Genomic DNA, 17,695 nt, shown 5'->3' on the forward strand with positions numbered 1-17,695 from the left:
CCTCAAAATGGCGAAGGTTCTCATCATCGAGGCCCGCTTCTACGACCATATCGCCGACGGCCTGCTGGCCGGGGCGCGTGCCGAGCTGGACAAGGCCGGGGTGGCCCACGACCTGCTGGTGGTGCCGGGCATCTTCGAGTTGCCCGCCGCGCTCAAACTGGTGCTGACCGCCGCGGAGCAGGGCAACGACAAGGCCCGCTACGATGGCTTCATCACCCTGGGCTGCGCCATCCGGGGCGAATCCGATCATTATCACCACGTGGGCACCGAGTGCATGCGGGGCATCGCCGATCTGTCCATGGCCTACGACCTGGCCCTGGGCAACGGCGTGCTGACCGTCCACAACGAGGCCCAGGCCCTGGCGCGCTCCGATCCGGCGCGCAAGAATCTGGGGGGACAGGCGGCGCGGGCCTGCCTGCGCATGATGGCCGTGAAGAAAGAACTGGGCCTATGAGCGACCGCAGGGAGCGCGGGCGCGTTGAGCGCTCCGGAGCGATGCCGGAGCGAAGCGAAGGCAGGAAGCGGAGGAGCCAAGCGCGCGGAGGCGCGCGCCCGGCGCTTGAGGGGCTAATGCAATGAACAATCCCAATCCCTCGGTGGCGAAGCGCAGCGCCGCGCGCCTTGCCGCCGTCCAGGTTCTCTACCAGATGGAGATGACCGGGACCGACACCGAGCGCGCCCTGCAGGACGCCAAGGACCGCCGCGCCGCCGAGCCCAAGGGGCGCATGGCCGATCCCGATTCCTCGCTGCTCAATCAGGTGGTGCGCGGCGTGTCCGCCCAGATGGAGGACATCGACGGCCATGTGGGCCGGGCGCTGTCTTCCGACTGGACCGTGGACCGTCTGGAAGCGGTGCTGCGCGCCATCATCCGCGCCGGCGCCTGGGAATTGTCGGCGCGGCCGCAGACTCCGGCCCGGGTCTGCATCTCCGAATGGGTCGATGTGGCCCACGCTTTTTATTCCGGTCCCGAACCGGGGCTGGTCAACGCGGTGCTCGACCGTCTCGCCCAGACGCTCAGGGGCGCCGAAATGGGCAAGGGTGGATGAGCATGACCGGCGGCGCGCCTGATGAGTTCGGGCTGATCGCCGAATTGTTCGCTCCGCTGGCCGCCGGTTATCCCGGAGCCCTGGGGCTCACCGACGACGCCGCCTTCATTGCCGCCGAACCCGGCTTCGATACCGTCGCCACCATGGATTCCATGGTGGCCGGCGTGCATTTCCTGCCCGACGACCCGCCCGATTCGGTGGCGCGCAAGCTGATCCGGGTCAATCTCTCCGATCTGGCCGCCAAGGGGGCCGAGCCCCGGCTCCTCATGCTGTCCGCCGCCTTTCCCCGCGATGTGGACGGCGACTGGCTGCGACGGTTCGGCGCCGGCCTGGCGGAAGATGTCAGGGGATACGGTGTCCATCTGATCGGCGGCGACACCGTGTCCACGCCGGGGCCGCTGACCCTGACGCTGACCGCCCTGGGACGGGTGAAGGCGGGGCGGGGCCTCAGGCGCTCGGGGGCCGGGGAGGGGGACACCATCTGGGTGTCGGGCACCATCGGCGACGGCGCCCTGGGGCTGAAGGCCATCCGTGGCCAGCTGCCGGGGCTGTCCGCCGCCCATCTCGAGTTTCTGGCCGGGCGCTACCGCCTGCCCCAGCCCCGGGTCGGCCTCGGCCCCCGGCTGGTCGGGCTGGCCCATGGCGCCATGGATGTGTCGGACGGGCTGGTCCAGGATCTGGGGCATCTGTGCCGGGCCTCGGGGCTGGCAGCGCGCATCGAGGCGGCGAAGGTGCCGCTGTCGCCCGCCGCCGCCGCCGCGCTGGGCCGGGACCAGTCCCTGCTTGCCTCGGTGCTGGCGGGAGGCGATGATTACGAGGTGCTGTTCACCGCGCCGTCCGGGGCGGACGAGACCATCATGCGCCTGTCGGCGGACCTGGGGGTGAGTCTCACCCCCATCGGCACGGTGATGGCGGGCGAGGCGGGCAAGGTCACGGTGACCGGCGCGGATGGCGGGGAAATCGCCGTCGGCCGGGGCGGCTGGCGCCATTTCCAGGCGGGGGATTAGGATTTGGTCCGGTTGATCTTCATGGTGGTGGCATTGCTGATGCTGATCGGCGCGGTCATCGGCGGCCTTTATTTCTGGGGCATCGATCCGCTGGCCAAGCTGGGCATCACCGCGCCCATGATGAACAAGGAACCGGCCGCGCCGCCGCCGCCGCCGCCGCCCGCCTACGTGGATTTCGGCCTGCTGATCGTGCCGGTGATTCAGGACCGCGAGGTCAAGAAGCAGGCGGAAATGATCGTCCGCCTGGAGGTCGATCCCAAGAACAAGGAAATCGTCGCCAAGAATTTGCCGCGGCTGCAGAACGCCTACCTCGCCGAGATGATTTCCTATCTCGGCGTCACGGTCAGGGAAGGCCAGCCGCTGGACGTGCCCGCCATCCGCCGCCGCCTGACCATGGCGGCGGAGAAGACACTGGGCGGAGTCTACGTCAAGGACGTGGTCGTCGAGAATCCCAACCTGAAATAGTCTCCACCCCTTCGGCTAGTTCCAAGGGCGAAGGGACCCTGCCCATTGGTGCGGGAGAGGCCCGGCAAAGATGGATGGCCGGTGCCGAAATTGCCCCGAGCGGTGAAATTTCATCGCAATAATTCCAGAATATCACCGTGATGCGAGCATTTTATTGCATCCGCGAGGTTCTTCTGGCAGTTTCTCCACGCTTCCGTCGCCCCCTTCTGAACCCGGTCTCCGTGGCCGGACTTCCGTGGTCCGGCGGCGTCAAGAAGATTCATCAGGGGACTCGAACCACAATGACCACTCTCTTCGTGATCGCATGCGGCGTTCTGGCGCTGCTGTACGGGGTCTACGCCATCAAGTCGGTGATGGCGACCTCGGCCGGCACCGCCCGGATGCAGGAAATTGCCGCTGCCGTGCAGGAAGGCGCCGCCGCCTACCTCAACCGGCAGTACACCACCATCGCCATGGTCGGCGGCGTCGTCGCCATCATCCTGGCCGCCCGCCTGGGCATCTATCAGGCCGTCGGCTTCGTCATCGGCGCGGTGCTCTCGGGCGTCGCCGGCTACGTGGGCATGAACGTCTCCGTTCGCGCCAACGTCCGCACCGCCGAGGCCGCCCGTTCGGGTGGCATGCAGCAGGCCCTGGACGTGGCCTTCAAGTCGGGCGCCATCACCGGTCTGCTGGTGGTCGGTCTCGGCCTGATCGGCGTCGCCGGGTACTACATGATCCTGAAGAGCGTCGGCATCGATCCGCGCGGCCTGCTCGAGGCCCTGGTGGCCCTGTCGTTCGGCGCCTCGCTGATCTCCATCTTCGCCCGTCTGGGCGGCGGCATCTTCACCAAGGGCGCCGACGTGGGCGCCGATCTGGTGGGCAAGGTCGAGGCGGGCATCCCCGAGGATGATCCCCGCAACCCGGCCGTGATCGCCGACAACGTGGGCGACAACGTCGGCGACTGCGCCGGCATGGCCGCCGACCTGTTCGAGACCTACGCGGTGACCGTGGTCGGCACCATGCTGCTGGGCTCCATCTTCTTCACGGGCGCCGCCCAGGAGCAGATGATGCTGCTGCCGCTGGTCATCTGCGGCGTGTGCATCTTCGCCTCCATCGTCGGCACCTTCTTCGTGAAGCTCGACGCCACCAACAACATCATGAAGGCTCTGTACAAGGGCCTGATCGTCACCGGCATCCTGTCCGCCGTGCTGATCGCCGTGATCATCAACACCACGCTGGGCGGCTTCGGTGCCACCTTCCAGGCTGGCAGCATCACCATCTCCGGCATGGGCCTGTTCATCTGCGCCATGGTCGGTCTGGTCGTCACCGGCCTGCTGGTGTGGATCACCGAGTACTACACCGGCACCGATTACCGTCCGGTCAAGTCGGTGGCCCAGGCCTCGACCACCGGCCACGGCACCAACGTGATCCAGGGTCTGGCGGTTTCCATGGAAGCCTGCGCGCTTCCGGTGATCGTCATCTCCATCGCCATCATCGTGACCTACAAGATCGCCGGCCTGTTCGGCATCTCCATCGCCGCCACCACCATGCTGGCCCTGGCCGGCATGATCGTCGCGCTGGACGCCTATGGCCCGGTGACCGACAACGCCGGCGGCATCGCCGAGATGGCCGAGCTGCCCAAGGAGGTCCGCAAGACCACCGACGCTCTCGACGCCGTCGGCAACACCACCAAGGCCGTCACCAAGGGCTACGCCATCGGTTCGGCCGGTCTGGCCTCGCTGGTGCTGTTCGCCGCCTATACCGAGGACCTCAAGCACTACTTCCCGAACCTGAACATTACGTTCAGCCTCGAGGATCCCTATGTGGTGGTCGGCCTGTTCCTCGGCGGTCTGCTGCCCTACCTGTTCGGTGCCATGGGCATGCAGGCGGTGGGTCGCGCCGCCGGCTCGGTGGTGGTGGAAGTCCGCCGCCAGTTCAAGGAAATCCCCGGCATCATGGAAGGCACCGCCAAGCCCGACTACGGTCGCGCCGTGGACATGCTGACCAAGGCCGCCATCAAGGAGATGATCGTCCCCTCGATGCTGCCCGTGCTGTCGCCGATCGTCCTGTACTTCGTCATCCTGGCCGTGGCCGACCAGAAGGCCGCCTTCACCGCCATGGGCGCCATGCTGCTGGGCACCATCGTGACCGGCCTGTTCGTCGCCATCTCGATGACCTCGGGCGGCGGCGCTTGGGATAACGCCAAGAAGTACATCGAGGACGGCCATCATGGTGGCAAGGGTTCCGACGCCCACAAGGCGGCGGTGACCGGCGACACCGTCGGCGATCCCTACAAGGACACCGCCGGCCCCGCCGTCAACCCGATGATCAAGATCATCAACATCGTCGCCATCCTGCTGCTGGCCATGGTCGCCGGTCACTAAGACCGAAGACCAGCCGACATCAGGCTGAAACGGAAAACCCCGGTCGGAAACGACCGGGGTTTTTTGCTGCCCGGATTGGCCGGGACCGGGCGCGGGCCCGGGGGAGGGGAATTCAGGCTACTTCTTGTCGCCGGACGGCTTGGAGAAGCGGCCCACATTGCCCATCAGCTGCTGCAGGATGGTCAGCTCCTTGCCGGCGGTGGGGGTTTCCCGGCCGGCGGGAACGACGCTCTTGCCGTCCTCCAGGCCGCGATTGTCGATGGCCCGCACGGTTCCGGACCGGTCGAACACCACGGTCACCACCTTGCGCTCCTTGGTGACCGGCTCGAAGAACGCCTCGCGCTCGGTGACGGCGGAGATGTAGTGCCAGCTTTCCTCGCCGAACGGGGTGATGTTGGACGGCGTACCCAGCAGGGCCTGGACGTCGTCGCGGGTGCTGGTGCCGATCTTGATCTGGGCCAGCTGCTCGGGCGGCGGCAGGTTGCCGCGCACCTCGACGATGGGCGTGCAGGCGGTTGCCGCCACGACCAGACAGGCGGCAAGGAGGGAACGAGGGGGAGACGATGTCTTTTTCATTCGCTACGACGCCGGGGCATTGACGACAGGCGGCCCGATTGGCCAATGTGGGGGCACATTGCACCCCCCATCGCCGCCTTGTCAACGCCGTCTCCCCGTTCGGGGCGAGGCTTCGGAACCCGAAGATGCCTTTTCGCAAACTCAAAGAGCGCCGGCGCCGCGAGCAGATCGCCCACGACCTCTACGTCGCGGTGATCAATCAGGCCCGCCTGCCGGATTTCTACCTGCGTTTCGCCGTCCCCGACACCCTGGACGGGCGGTTCGATCTGATCGTGCTGCATGCCTTCCTGGTCATGCGCCGCCTGCGCCAGGTGGCGGCGGCGGAGGGGGGAGACGAGGCCCGCGAGGTGGCCCAGGCCCTGTTCGACCTGATGTTCGCCGACATGGACCAGAACCTGCGCGAGCTGGGGGTCAGCGACATGTCGGTGGGCAAACGGATCAAGCAGATGGCCCGGGCCTTCTACGGCCGCGCCGCCGCCTATGACGACGCCCTTGCCGCCGGCGGCGCCGGGTTGGCCGAGGCCTTGCGCCGCAATCTCTACGGCACGGTCGAGGGCGAACTGGACGCCGGGGCGGTGGAGGGCGTGGCCGCCTATCTTGTGGCCCAGTCGGACTTCCTCGCCGGGCAGGGGGCCGCCGCCCTGCTGGCCGGGCAGGTGGTGTTCAAGGCGCCGGAGGGTGGTTCATGACCGACGACGACAGCCTGCCCTTTGCCCATGCCGTGGCGGTAGACAGGATTCCCGCCCGGGGCAGCCGTCTGCACGTGGAGCCCGCCGCCGCCGAGCGGGACGCCATCGCCCGCTGGCTGGATTTGCGCGAAGTCACTGAAATGGCCGCCGATTTCCAGCTTTCCCCCATGGGAAAGACCGGCCTGATCCGTGTCAATGGCCGGTTGACGGCGCGGGTGGTCCAGTCCTGCGGGGTCACCCTGGCCCCGGTCGAAACCGTGGTGGACGAAGAGATTTCGCTGACCTTCGGTCCGCCCGGGGACGAGGACGGGGAGGAGGGCGACGAGATCGAGATCGACTTCCACGAGGCCGACCCGCCCGATCCCATCATCGACGGCGCCATTGACCTGGGGGCCGTGATGGTCGAGCATCTGGCGCTGGGCATCGATCCGTTCCCACGGGCGGCGGGAGCCGAGTTCGAGGCGCCCGAGGACAGGGAGGAGGCCCCGGAGCCCAAGGCGAATCCCTTCGCCGTCCTGGCCTCGCTCAAACAAAAAAGGTGAGGGGGGTCAGCATCCCCTTGCTACCCGTCGCCTTTTTGGCTAATAAACCACCCTTTCCCATTCCGGGTTGAAGCGAGTAGATACTATGGCCGTTCCGAAGAAGAAGACCTCCAAGTCCCGCCGCGACATGCGTCGCGCTCACCACGCCCTGGTCAACGTGACCGGCGCCGAGTGCCCGAACTGCGGTGAAGTGAAGCTGCCGCACCACGTCTGTGGTTCGTGCGGCCACTATGACGGCCGTGAGGTTGTCGCCCAGGCGGAAGCCTAAGCCGACCCTTTACTGGCTAGGCAGGGGAGTGCGGGTCGGTGAGCGCTGCTGTCACCATCTCCATTGATGCCATGGGGGGCGATGCCGCCCCCGACATGGTCGTGGAAGGGGTGCGCATGGCTCACGAGCGCCTCCCCCATGTTCGCTACCTGATGTTCGGGGATTCCGCGCGGCTCGAACCGCTGCTGGCGCGTTTTCCCGAGATCAAGGGCGTCTGCACCATCCATCACACCGACGAGGCGGTCTCCATGGAGGCCAAGCCCAGTCAGGTGCTGCGCACCGGGCGCAAGTCCAGCATGTGGCTGGCGGTGGATGCCGTGCAGAAGGGCGAGGCGGCGGGCGTCGTCTCGGCCGGCAATACCGGCGCGCTGATGGCGGTGTCCAAGTTCGTGCTGCGCACCCTGCCGGGAATCGACCGGCCGGCCATCGCCGGCATGTTCCCGACCATCCGGGGCGAGACCCTGATGCTCGACCTGGGCGCCAACGTGGACTGCAACTCGAACAATCTGGTCGAGTTCGCGGTGATGGGCGAGGTCTACGCCCGCCATGTGCTGGGACTGGACAAGCCCTCCATCGGCCTCTTGAACGTGGGCGCCGAGGACATGAAGGGCAACGACGCGGTCAAGGCCGCCGCCGCCACCTTGCGGGAATATCACCTCCCCATCGATTTCCGTGGCTTCGTCGAGGGCAACGACATCTGCGGCGGCGCCGTGGACGTGGTGGTCACCGACGGCTTTACCGGCAATATCGCGCTGAAGACCGCCGAGGGCACGGTGAAGCTCTACTCCACCTTCCTCAAGGAAGCCTTCAAGAGCTCGCTGCTGGCCAAGATCGGCTATCTCCTGGCCGGGCACGCCATCAACAAGGTCAAGGTCCGGACCGATCCCCGCCGCTACAACGGTGCCATGTTCCTGGGGCTCAACGGCATCGCCGTGAAGAGCCACGGGGGCACCGACGCCTTCGGCTTCGCCAATGCGGTGGGCGTGGCGGTGGAACTGGTGACCCATGGCTTCAATGACCGTATCCGCAAGGAATTCGACCGCCTGAAGCCGACCGAGGCGTCGCTGTCGCAACTGGCCGCCGGAACCCGGTGACGAGGAACTGATTGATCATGATCGTGCGTTCCCAGATCGTCGGCTGCGGTTCCTACCTTCCGGCCCGTTGCGTCACCAATGCCGAACTGGCCGCCAAGGTGGACACCTCGGACGAATGGATCGTCGAGCGCTCGGGCATTCGCCAGCGCCACATCGCCGCCGAGGGCGAGACCACCTCGGATCTGGCCACCAGCGCCGCCATCCGCGCGCTCGAGGCCGCCGGCATTTCCGGCTCGGCCGTGGACCTGATCGTGCTGGCCACCGCCACCCCGGACAACACCTTTCCCGCCACCGCCACCAAGGTGCAGCAACGCATCGGCATGAAGCACGGCGCCGCCTTCGACATCCAGGCGGTGTGCTCGGGCTTCGTCTACGCCCTGTCGGTGGCCGACAACTTCATCAAGTCCGGTCAGGTGCAGACCGCCCTGGTGATCGGCGCCGAGACCTTCTCGCGCATCCTCGACTGGAACGACCGCGCCACCTGCGTGCTGTTCGGCGACGGCGCCGGCGCGGTGGTGCTGCGCGCCAATCGCGGCAAGGGCGGCAGCGCCGACCGCGGCATCCTGTCCACCCATCTCCATTCCGATGGCAGCCATTACGACCTGCTCTACGTGGATGGCGGCCCGTCCAGCACCCAGACCGTCGGCCATGTCCACATGGAGGGCAAGGAGGTCTTCCGCCACGCGGTGATCAACCTCGCCTCGGTGGTGGGTGAAGCCCTGTCGGCCAACGACCTCAAGGCCTCGGACATCGACTGGGTGGTGCCGCACCAGGCCAACCGCCGCATCATCGAAGGCACCGCCAAGAAGCTGGGCTTCCCGCTGGACAAGATGGTGATGACCGTGGAAAAGCACGCCAACACCTCGGCGGCGTCCATCCCCCTGGCGTTGACCGAGGCGGTGGGCGACGGGCGGATCAAGCCCGGCCAGCTGGTGCTGCTGGAAGCCATGGGCGGCGGATTCACCTGGGGCTCCGCCCTGGTGCGGATGTAATGCCTGCGGGCGTCGCGCCCGTCGGCCAGGCCCAAGGGGCCGCGCGGCTCATGCCGCGAAAGCCAAGCGAAGCGCCCGGCGCCTGAGGGCTGAGATATCTTGCATGGCTGTTGAACGCCTTCCCGCATCCCTCTGATATTGACTGCTTTCTCGTAAGGGGCTAGGGTCGCTTCAGCTTTTCGGATTCCTTCATCGGCTGGGGCGTCATGACTGACAAGACCATTACGCGGGCGCAACTGAGCGAGGCCGTCTACCAGGAGGTGGGGCTGTCGCGCAACGAATCCGCCGATCTGCTGGAAGCGGTGCTGGACGAGATCGCTGGAGCCCTGGCCCAGGGCGACGCGGTGAAGATTTCGTCGTTCGGCAGCTTCTCGGTCCGCTCCAAGGGCCAGCGCATCGGCCGCAACCCCAAGACCGGCGAGGAGGTGCCCATCACCCCCCGGCGCGTTCTGGTGTTCCGGCCGTCGCAGCTGTTGAAGAAGAAGATCAACGACGGCATGTCCGCCAAGCGTAGCGGCACCAAATGACCGGCGATGACGGGGAGGAGAATGCGGTCCGGCGCAACGGCAAGTCCGAGGCGGCGTTCCGTACCATCAGCGAGGTCGCCGACGACCTCGACGTTCCCCAGCACGTGCTCCGGTTCTGGGAAGGCAAGTTCCCCCAGGTCAAGCCGCTGAAGCGCGGCGGCGGTCGCCGTTACTACCGTCCCGACGACGTGGCGCTGCTGCGCCGCATTCGTGATCTGCTCTACAGCGAAGGCTACACCATCAAGGGTGTGCAGAAGCTGCTGAAGGAGGGCGGGGCCAGGGAGCCCCAGGCCCCGATGCCGGCCCGCGCCGCCGAGCCCGAACTGTCGCTGGGCCTCGATCATCCCGAGGAGCACGACGAGGACGAGGACGAGGAGGGCGACGGCCTGATGGTGGAGGAGGACGAGGCCCGCCAGGCCGCCATCCGCGCCATCGTGGGCGGCAATGACGATCTTCCGGCGGCGCAGGGGCCTCTGAGCCCCAATCTGCGCCACGAGCTGGAGGACATCCTGGCCGAGCTGGAGCAATTGCGGGCCCTGTTGCGGGGACGCTAAAAATCCTTGAAGAACTGGGTTGCGTTGGCCGGATGGCCTGACTATAGTGCGCCCCTCTCCCGGCACACCCCGCCGGTTTTTCCCCCTCCCGGGGCGGTTTGCCGCCCGGGAACACAGGTTTCGGTGGCCTCGGCCACCGTGGTCGGAGCGTAGCGCAGCCCGGTAGCGCATCAGTCTGGGGGACTGGGGGTCGCAGGTTCGAATCCTGTCGCTCCGACCAAAGTTCGACGGCCCGGCTCATGATGATGAGCCGGGCCGTTCTTCCATCAGGGGGGAAGCGCGATGATCGAGGACATTCTGGCGCAGGGCCAGGCGGCCCATCGGGCGGGGAAGCTCGCCGACGCGGAATCCTTCTATCGCCGTGTCCTGGCGGCCCGGCCCGACCATACGGAGGCGATGTACGCCCTGGGCGTGTTGATGGCCCAGAGCCGGCGGGTCGGCGAATCCGTGGATCTGTTGAAGCGGGCCTCCTGCCTCGCCCCCGAGGACACCCGCATCGGCCGCAATCTGGCCCTGGTGCTGCAGGCCGCCGGCCGCGCCAAGGAGGCCGAGGCCGAATTCCTGCGGCTGTGCGACATGGAACCGGGACAGGGCGACCATCGTTTCGGTCTCGCATTGCTGTATTTCGCCCAGGGACTGCACAGGGAGTCCATCGAACAGTTCCGCAAGGGGCTGGCCCTGGCCCCCGAAAACGCCGATGCCTGGTGCAACCTCGGTCTGGCCTGCCGCGCCGCCGCTGAGGATCTGGAGGCGTTGGAGGCCTTCAACAGGGCCGTCGCCGTGGCTCCCGCCATGGTCAAGGCCCATGGCAATCGTGGAGGGCTGCTGATGGCTCTCGGCCGTTGGGAGGAGGCGGTCGAGGCATGGTCGCGCCTTCTGGTCCTGGAGCCCGCCCTTGCCGATGTGTACGGCGACAAGGGGGTAGCCCTGGCCCAACTTGGCCGTACCGAGGAGGCGGCGGAATGCTTCCGTCGGGCCGAGGAGTTTGACGGCGCCAATCCGGCACACCCCTACAATCTCGGTCGGGCGCTGCACGATCTCGGCGTCTTCCCCGAGGCGGCCGAGGCATACGACCGCGCGACCGCCCGCGATCCCGAGCATGCTTCTGCCTACCTCAACCTGGGCGTCGTCCTGCGCCGTATGGGACACGTGGATGCAGCCCTGGAGAAGTATGCCCAGGTGATCGAACTGCAGCCGGGCAATGGCGTGGCCCACCTCAATCGCGGCAAGCTGCTGCTGGACGTGGATCGTTTCGACGAGGCTCTGGACGATTACCGGCGGGCGGTGGAACTGATGCCGGAGAATGCCGATGCCCTGAGCGAGCTGGTGCACCTGCGCAAGATCCAGTGCGACTGGCCGGGGCTCGCGGCCGAGGAGGAGCGGTGCCGCCGGATGGTGGCCGAAGGCGTTCCCGGCATCGATCCCCTGGTCTTCCTGTCCATCCCCGCGACGGGGGAGGAACAGCGGCGCTGCGGGAATCTGTGGGGACGGATGGTTTGCCAGGACCGCGCCGCCGCCATTCGGGGGGTGTCGCTGCCGCCGCGCGACCGCACCGCCGGGGGAGCGCGGATCAAGGTCGGCTATCTCTCGGCCGATTTCCACGATCATCCCGTCGCCTTTCTGAGCGCCGGAATTTACGAGCGGCATGACCGTTCGCGCTTTGAAAGCTTCGCCTATTCCCTGGGGCCCGACGATGGCAGCGACATGCGTCGGCGTCTGGAAGCGGCATTCGACAACTTCACCGACTTGCGCGAGGTCGGTTCGGGCGATGCCGCCCGGCGCATCCATGCCGACGGAATCCATATCCTGGTGGACCTGAGCGGCTTCACCAGGAATTGCCGTCCGGAAATCCTGGCCTGCCGCCCGGCTCCGGTCCAGGTCAACTTCCTGGGCTTTCCCGCCACGATGGGGGTGGACTGGCTGGACTACATCATCGCCGATGCCGTGGTGGCCCCCATGGCCGAGCAGGACTCCTTCGCCGAGCGGCTGGTCCACATGCCCGACAGCTTCCTGCCGTTCGGCGACCTTCAGCCCGTGGGAGAACCGGCCCGGTCGCGAAGCGGGTATGGATTGCCGGAAGACGCCTTCGTCTATTGCTGTATCAACAATCCGTTCAAGTTCCGGGCGGAAATGTTCGACATCTGGGCCGACATCCTGCGCGACGTGCCCCATGGCGTGCTGTGGCTGCTGGAGCGCGGCGACGCCAGCCGCGACAACATGAGCCGGGAAATCGCCGCCCGCGGCATCGATCCCGATCGGCTGATCTTCGCCCAGAAGATCGATTTCGCCGAGCATCTGGCCCGGCATCGTCTGGCCGACCTCTTCCTCGATACCCAGCCGTTCAACGCGATCACCACCGCCAGCGACGCCCTGTGGTCGGGGCTGCCGGTCCTCACCCAGACGGGGCAAAGCTTCGTGGGGCGGGGGGCCGCAAGCCTTCTGAACACCCTAGGCCTGCCGGATCTGGTTACCCGATCCGCCGCGGAATACAAGGCCTTGGCGGTTCGTCTGGCGCGCGAGCCCGAGCGGATGAGGGAGATCAGGGCACGGCTCGAGGCCAGCCGCACCGGCTCGCCGCTGTTCCGCTCGGACATCTTCACCGCCAACCTGGAGAAGGCCTATACCCGGATGGTCGAACGCTTTCGTTCCGGATTGCCGCCCGAACCCTTCGCCGTCTGATCAGTCACGCCGCAGGGTGGGCAGGGCGACGACCGCCCAGCCGAAACGGCCGGGCCGCCCTGCCCTGAACCCGGAAGGGGCGATCACGCGTTGTAGGCGCCGCCCCTGAGGATGCGGATATAGTTGACGCGGTCGAAGGCGGCCAGGTCCTTGGTGGCGCCCCGGCTCATGCGGCCGCGGATGTCGGCGACGGACTCGGCCTCGCGTTCCTTCAGTTCGGCGACCAGGCCGTCGTGCAGGGTCTTCATGTACTCGACGCCGTGGCGCATCAGGGCCGAGGTGGTCATCACCACGTCGGCGCCGACGAACAGGTACTTCACCACCTCGGCGGCGGTCTGCACGCCGGAACTGGCGGCGATGGAGGCCTTGATCCTGCCGGCCAGGGTGGCGATCCACAGCAGGGGCAGGCGGATCTCGCCCTTGTGGCTGAGCTTGAGGTCGCGGACCAGCTTCAGCTCCTCCAGGTCGATGTCGGGCTGGTAGAAGCGGTTGAACAGCACCACGCCGTCCACCCCGGCCTGATCCAGAACCTTCACCATGTTGCCCGGCGAGCTGAAATAGGGGCTGAGCTTCATGGAGACGGGAATGGACACCGTCTCCTTGACCGCGTCCAGGATGGCGAGATAGCGGGCCTCAACCTCGGATCCGGTCAGGTCGATGTCGGTGGGCAGCAGATAGACGTTCAGCTCGACGGCGTTGGCGCCCGCCTGTTCGGCCTGCTTGGCGTACTCGGTCCAGCCGGTCCGCGTCGTGCCGTTCAGGCTGGCGATCACCGGAATGTCCACCGCTTCCCGGGTGCGGCGGATCAGGTCGAGATAGTTCTTGGGGCCCACATTGGCGCTGATGTTGGCGGGGAAGTAGGAGTACGCCTCGGAATTGCCCTCGCACACCAGGCGTTCGATCTCGTCGATCTCGTTCTCGATGTCTTCCTGGAAGATGGAGGGCAGCACGATGGCCGCCGCGCCGCAATCCTCGAGCCGCCGGGAATTGCCGAGATCCAGCGCCAACGGCGAGGCGGAGACCACCAGGGGATTCTTCAGGTCGAGGCCGAGATAGCGGGTGGCGAGGTTCATGGCGGCTGTCCTTGCGTCTGGGCGAATGTTGCGCGAGTGAAAGGGTAGCCCCGGCCGGGCTCGCGCGGCAAGCCGGAAACGGATATGGTGCGTGCCGTTCCACCCGTCCAGATGAATCCAGGCCATGCCGCGTCCATCCGCTTCCAGCCATCTCTGGCTGGCCCTCTCGCCCCACGGTTACGGCCACGCCGCCATGACGGCACCGGTGGTCGAAGCCCTGCGCCGCCGTCGGCCCGGTCTGCGCCTGACCATCCAGACCGGGGTGCCGAGGGCGTTCCTGGAAGAGCGCTATGGTCCCGATTTCGAGTATGTGGCCGAGATTCCCGATTTCGGGCTGAAGATGCTGTCGGCCACCCGGGTGGATCTCGACGCCTCGGCGACGGCCTATCTCGGCCGGCATGCCGATTTCGGCCGGGTGGTCGAGGCCGAGGCGGCCCGTCTTCGCGAGGCCCGCCCCGACGTGGTCCTGGCCAACGTGCCCTACGTCACCCTGGCCGCCGCCGCCCGGGCCGGCATTCCGGCGGTGGCGCTCAGTTCGCTGAATTGGGCCGACATCTACCGCCACTATCTGGGCGACCGGCCGGAAGCGGACGCCGTCTGGTCCGAGATACGGGAGTCCTACCACGCCGCCCGGGCCTTCCTGCGGGTCACACCGGCCATGGACATGCCCAGCCTCGGCAACGTGGTCGACATCGGCACGGTGGCGCGGCGGGGAGTGAACCGGCGGCGCGAACTGGCCGGAATGGGGCAGGGCAGGGTCGGACTGGTGGCCTTCGGCGGCATCGACCACGACCTGCCCATGGACAAGTGGCCGCGCCTGGACGGCTGGACCTGGGTCAGCGCCCAGGACTGTCCCCCCGGCCGCGACGACATCCGGCCGTGGCGGAGCCTGGGGCTGCCGTTTTCCGACCTGGCGGCCTCGGTGGACGTCATCGTCACCAAGCCGGGCTACGGCACCTTCACCGAGGCCGGTCTGTCGGGAATTCCGGTTCTCTACACCGCCCGTCCCGACTGGCCGGAATCGCCCGCCATGGACCACTGGCTGGCGGCCCATACCAGGGCGCTGGCGGTGTCCCCGGAGGCGATGATCGGGGACCTGGACTCTCAACTTCAAAAGTTGTTTTCTCTTTCTGAACAGATGGTTGCCTCGGCCGATGGCAATGAGCAGGCGGCTGAATTCATCGACCGGATACTGGTCGCCGCGACCGGCACCTACGAAAGAAGTTGAGCGGAGGCGGATTTGTCACGTGGGGGTATCGAAATCCGTTTACCCAATTCATATATGCGTGACATCGGTTGGCGGTGCCGTGGTACCGGACCGGTGAGGGCTCCCGGCTCGATCTCCTCTTCCGGGATGACCTGCACAGACTCGTGGGGCGCGCCCGGTTGGCCAAAGGGCGCGCCCCGCTTTTCTGATCCATGGGGGACAACTCATTGACGACCAACATGATTTACATCACCGCCCCCGACCGCGAGGCGGCCCTGGCCCTGGCCCGCGCCCTGGTGGCCGAGCGTCTGGTCGCCTGCGCCAACGTGATGGACGGCGTCACCTCGGTCTACTGGTGGGAGGGCAAGGTCTGCGAGGACTCCGAGGCCGTCCTGGTGTGCAAGACCCGGGGCGAACTGGTGGACAAGGTCATTCACCGGGTGCGGGAGCTGCACTCCTATGCCTGCCCCTGCGTGGTCGCCCTGCCCATCGAAGCGGGCAATCCGGCCTATCTCGACTGGATCAGGACCGAGACGGGCGACTGAGCTAGCGCGGCAGCCAGACCGACGCCATGGCCTGGGCGGCGATGCCTTCCTTGCGGCCGGTGAAGCCCAGGCCTTCGGTGGTGGTGGCCTTGACGCTGACCCGGTCCTGGGAAATGCCGAGGATTTCCGCCACGCGCGCCGCCATGGCGGCGCGGTGCGGCCCCACCTTGGGGCGCTCGCAGATGATGGTGACGTCCAGGTTGACGATGCGACCGCCCTTGGCGGTGACCAGCGAGCCGGCATGGGCCAGGAACTGGTCCGAGGCGGCGCCCTTCCACTTGGGATCGGTGGGCGGGAAGTGGTGGCCGATGTCGCCGGCGGCGATGGCGCCCAGCACGGCGTCGGTGAGCGCGTGCAGCGCCACGTCGGCGTCGGAATGGCCCTCCAGGCCGGCATCGTGGGGGATCTCGATTCCGCACAGCCAGACGGTCTTCTTGGCCGGGTCGAAGCGGTGGACATCGTAGCCCGAGGCCGAGCGCACCTCGCCGGCGCCATCGAACAGGCGCCGCGCCCGCTCCAGGTCGGCGCTGGTGGTGATCTTGACGTTGTCCTCGGCGCCCGCCACCAGCTCCACCGCCAGTCCGGCCTTTTCCGCCACGGCGGCGTCGTCGGTGAGTTCGTTGCCGATCACGGCGTGATGGGCGGCGACGATCTCGGCGTAGCGGAAGCCCTGGGGCGTCTGGGCGCGGAACAGGCTGGAGCGGTCCACGGTATCGGCGACGAAGCCGTCCTTGCCCCGCTTCAGGGTATCGGCCACCGGCACCACGGGCAGGGCGCCCGGATGGCGGTCCAGGGCGCGGATGACGCGGCCGATGGTGCCGTGGTCGATGAACGGGCGCGCCCCGTCGTGAATCAGCACCTTGGCCGGGGCGAGGTCCCTCAGGCTGTCGAGGCCGAGGCGCACGCTGTCCTGGCGGGTCTCGCCGCCATGCACGGGCTCGAGCAGGTTGAGGCCGGCGGCGGCCATGTCGTAGAGCTGGCGGTCGTCGGGATGGATGACGGCGCGCACCGCGCCGATCTCGGGATTGGTGGCGAAGGCCGCCAGGGTGTGGCGCAGCACCATGCGTCCGGCCAGGTCGTGGTACTGCTTGGGCAGGTCGCCGCCGAACCGCCGTCCGCGCCCCGCCGCCACCACCAGCACAACCGTCTTGGCCATCATCGCTCTCCAGAAAACGTGGGGCGACAGACTATGCGAGCGGATGCGTGCTGTCACCCCTTTGCGCCGCCGCAAAGGATGATATAGTCCGCCCATGCTGTCCCAGGTCCTCAACATCCTTGCCCTCGTGGCCCTGCTGCCCGCCGCGCTGGTGGCCCTTCGCGCCGGCGAGGGGCGGAGCGCCCAGTTCCGCCTGTGCCTGGCCCTGGCGGTCGCCGGACCGGCCCTGGCGGCCTTCTCGGTGATGGGGGCGCACTGGCAGACCAGCCTGTCCGTCGCCCTGTGGGTGTCCATCGCCGCCACCGCCCTGCTGTTCGCCGGCCTCGCCCATGCCACATCCCAGGGCTGGCGGCTGGCGCCGCTGCTGATGCCGTTCCTGGCGGCGCTGGGTCTGCTGGCCTCGCTGGTCCAATGGGTGGAGGCGCCCATGCCGCTCAGCGGCGCGCCGGTGCCCGCCGCCTGGCTGGACCTGCACATCGTCGTTTCGGTGCTGACCTATGCCCTGCTGACCCTGGCGGCGGTGGCCTCGCTGGCCACCTTCCTGCAGGAACGCGCCCTGAAGCGCAAGGCGCCCACCACGCTCACCCGCATGCTGCCCAGCGTCGCCGACGGCGAGACCCTGGCCGGCCGCCTGCTGCTGGCGTCGGAGGCGGTGCTGGGCCTGGGGCTGGCCACCGGCATGGCCACCCAGTATTTCGAGACCGGCACAGTGCTGATCCTGTCGCACAAGACCCTGCTGTCGCTGCTGGCCTTCGCCCTGATCGGCCTGCTGCTGATCGGCCATCGGGTCTGCGGCGTGCGCGGCCGGGTGGCCGCCCGGGTGGTGCTGCTGTCCTATCTGCTGCTCACCCTGGCCTATCCCGGGGTCAAATTCGTGACACAGGTTCTCGTCACCCACTGAATTGCTTTTTT

At 67.5% G+C, this 17,695-nt stretch carries 19 protein-coding genes and 1 tRNA gene; 17 read left to right on the forward strand and 3 right to left on the reverse strand.

The annotated features are described in order from the left end of the window. Positions 1-7 precede the first annotated feature (7 nt). The 5 genes from ribH (at position 8) to ACV4UZ_RS02290 (ending at position 4,881) form a co-directional block, all read left to right on the forward strand. Positions 8-454, forward strand: coding sequence for a 6,7-dimethyl-8-ribityllumazine synthase (gene ribH, locus ACV4UZ_RS02270; protein WP_491599316.1), 447 nt, complete (start codon positions 8-10; stop codon positions 452-454). A gap of 121 nt (positions 455-575) precedes the next feature. Further along, complete coding sequence (gene nusB / locus ACV4UZ_RS02275; protein WP_491599317.1) at positions 576-1,046, forward strand: transcription antitermination factor NusB; 471 nt, start codon at positions 576-578, stop codon at positions 1,044-1,046. Continuing rightward, positions 1,043-2,053 carry a thiamine-phosphate kinase gene (thiL, locus tag ACV4UZ_RS02280; protein ID WP_491599318.1) on the forward strand — a complete coding sequence of 337 codons (1,011 nt, stop codon included), beginning with the start codon at positions 1,043-1,045 and terminating at the stop codon, positions 2,051-2,053. The genes nusB and thiL overlap by 4 nt, the downstream gene beginning before the upstream one ends. A 3-nt stretch (positions 2,054-2,056) precedes the next feature. Further along, positions 2,057-2,518: a flagellar basal body-associated protein FliL gene (locus tag ACV4UZ_RS02285; RefSeq protein WP_491599319.1), complete on the forward strand. Its 462-nt coding sequence runs from the start codon at positions 2,057-2,059 to the stop codon at positions 2,516-2,518. 281 nt (positions 2,519-2,799) lie between these two features. Next, complete coding sequence (locus tag ACV4UZ_RS02290; RefSeq protein ID WP_491599320.1) at positions 2,800-4,881, forward strand: sodium-translocating pyrophosphatase; 2,082 nt, start codon at positions 2,800-2,802, stop codon at positions 4,879-4,881. Positions 4,882-4,998: 117 nt separating this feature from the next. Here the strand turns inward: ACV4UZ_RS02290 and ACV4UZ_RS02295 are convergent, their stop codons facing one another. After that, positions 4,999-5,457, reverse strand: a complete 459-nt coding sequence (locus ACV4UZ_RS02295; RefSeq protein WP_491599321.1) for an outer membrane protein assembly factor BamE — start codon at positions 5,455-5,457, stop codon at positions 4,999-5,001. 125 nt (positions 5,458-5,582) lie between these two features. Between ACV4UZ_RS02295 and ACV4UZ_RS02300 the strand changes: the two genes are divergently transcribed. From ACV4UZ_RS02300 to ACV4UZ_RS02340, 9 genes are all read left to right on the forward strand, one after another. Further along, a complete protein-coding gene (locus ACV4UZ_RS02300; RefSeq protein ID WP_491599322.1) occupies positions 5,583-6,146 on the forward strand; it encodes a ubiquinol-cytochrome C chaperone family protein in 564 nt (187 codons plus the stop codon). Continuing rightward, positions 6,143-6,688: a YceD family protein gene (locus ACV4UZ_RS02305; protein WP_491599323.1), complete on the forward strand. Its 546-nt coding sequence runs from the start codon at positions 6,143-6,145 to the stop codon at positions 6,686-6,688. The genes ACV4UZ_RS02300 and ACV4UZ_RS02305 overlap by 4 nt, the downstream gene beginning before the upstream one ends. A gap of 85 nt (positions 6,689-6,773) precedes the next feature. Beyond that, positions 6,774-6,956 carry a 50S ribosomal protein L32 gene (gene rpmF, locus ACV4UZ_RS02310; RefSeq protein WP_009869122.1) on the forward strand — a complete coding sequence of 61 codons (183 nt, stop codon included), beginning with the start codon at positions 6,774-6,776 and terminating at the stop codon, positions 6,954-6,956. Positions 6,957-6,994: 38 nt separating this feature from the next. After that, positions 6,995-8,050: a phosphate acyltransferase PlsX gene (gene plsX / locus ACV4UZ_RS02315; RefSeq protein ID WP_491599324.1), complete on the forward strand. Its 1,056-nt coding sequence runs from the start codon at positions 6,995-6,997 to the stop codon at positions 8,048-8,050. A 17-nt stretch (positions 8,051-8,067) separates the two neighbouring features. Next, positions 8,068-9,042 (forward strand): beta-ketoacyl-ACP synthase III, encoded by a 975-nt coding sequence (locus tag ACV4UZ_RS02320; protein ID WP_491599325.1) that lies wholly within the window; start codon positions 8,068-8,070, stop codon positions 9,040-9,042. A 206-nt stretch (positions 9,043-9,248) separates the two neighbouring features. Then, complete coding sequence (locus ACV4UZ_RS02325) at positions 9,249-9,569, forward strand: integration host factor subunit alpha (protein ID WP_491599326.1); 321 nt, start codon at positions 9,249-9,251, stop codon at positions 9,567-9,569. After that, entirely contained in the window at positions 9,566-10,123 is a 558-nt protein-coding gene (locus tag ACV4UZ_RS02330; RefSeq protein ID WP_491599327.1) for a MerR family transcriptional regulator, read from the forward strand. Before ACV4UZ_RS02325 ends, ACV4UZ_RS02330 begins: the two co-directional genes overlap by 4 nt. Before the next feature lie 143 nt (positions 10,124-10,266). Beyond that, positions 10,267-10,343, forward strand: a tRNA-Pro gene (locus ACV4UZ_RS02335). 62 nt (positions 10,344-10,405) lie between these two features. After that, a complete protein-coding gene (locus tag ACV4UZ_RS02340; protein WP_491599328.1) occupies positions 10,406-12,802 on the forward strand; it encodes a tetratricopeptide repeat protein in 2,397 nt (798 codons plus the stop codon). Between the two features lie 83 nt (positions 12,803-12,885). Here ACV4UZ_RS02340 and ACV4UZ_RS02345 read toward each other — a convergent pair whose 3' ends face one another. Then, positions 12,886-13,875: a dihydroorotate dehydrogenase-like protein gene (locus ACV4UZ_RS02345; RefSeq protein WP_491599329.1), complete on the reverse strand. Its 990-nt coding sequence runs from the start codon at positions 13,873-13,875 to the stop codon at positions 12,886-12,888. A 124-nt stretch (positions 13,876-13,999) separates the two neighbouring features. Here ACV4UZ_RS02345 and ACV4UZ_RS02350 point away from each other — a divergent pair, with 124 nt between their 5' ends. Together ACV4UZ_RS02350 and cutA are read left to right on the forward strand one after the other, a co-directional pair. Continuing rightward, positions 14,000-15,103, forward strand: coding sequence for a hypothetical protein (locus ACV4UZ_RS02350; RefSeq protein WP_491599330.1), 1,104 nt, complete (start codon positions 14,000-14,002; stop codon positions 15,101-15,103). Positions 15,104-15,309: 206 nt separating this feature from the next. Continuing rightward, positions 15,310-15,627, forward strand: coding sequence for a divalent-cation tolerance protein CutA (cutA, locus tag ACV4UZ_RS02355; RefSeq protein ID WP_491599331.1), 318 nt, complete (start codon positions 15,310-15,312; stop codon positions 15,625-15,627). 1 nt (position 15,628) lies between these two features. On the opposite strand, the gene ACV4UZ_RS02360 is transcribed toward cutA, so the two are convergent. Continuing rightward, positions 15,629-16,783, reverse strand: coding sequence for a bifunctional 2-C-methyl-D-erythritol 4-phosphate cytidylyltransferase/2-C-methyl-D-erythritol 2,4-cyclodiphosphate synthase (locus ACV4UZ_RS02360; RefSeq protein WP_491599332.1), 1,155 nt, complete (start codon positions 16,781-16,783; stop codon positions 15,629-15,631). A 94-nt stretch (positions 16,784-16,877) separates the two neighbouring features. Between ACV4UZ_RS02360 and ACV4UZ_RS02365 the strand changes: the two genes are divergently transcribed. Continuing rightward, positions 16,878-17,684 (forward strand): cytochrome C assembly family protein, encoded by an 807-nt coding sequence (locus tag ACV4UZ_RS02365; RefSeq protein WP_491599333.1) that lies wholly within the window; start codon positions 16,878-16,880, stop codon positions 17,682-17,684. Positions 17,685-17,695 lie beyond the last annotated feature (11 nt).

This window comes from Paramagnetospirillum sp. (genome assembly GCF_058402745.1).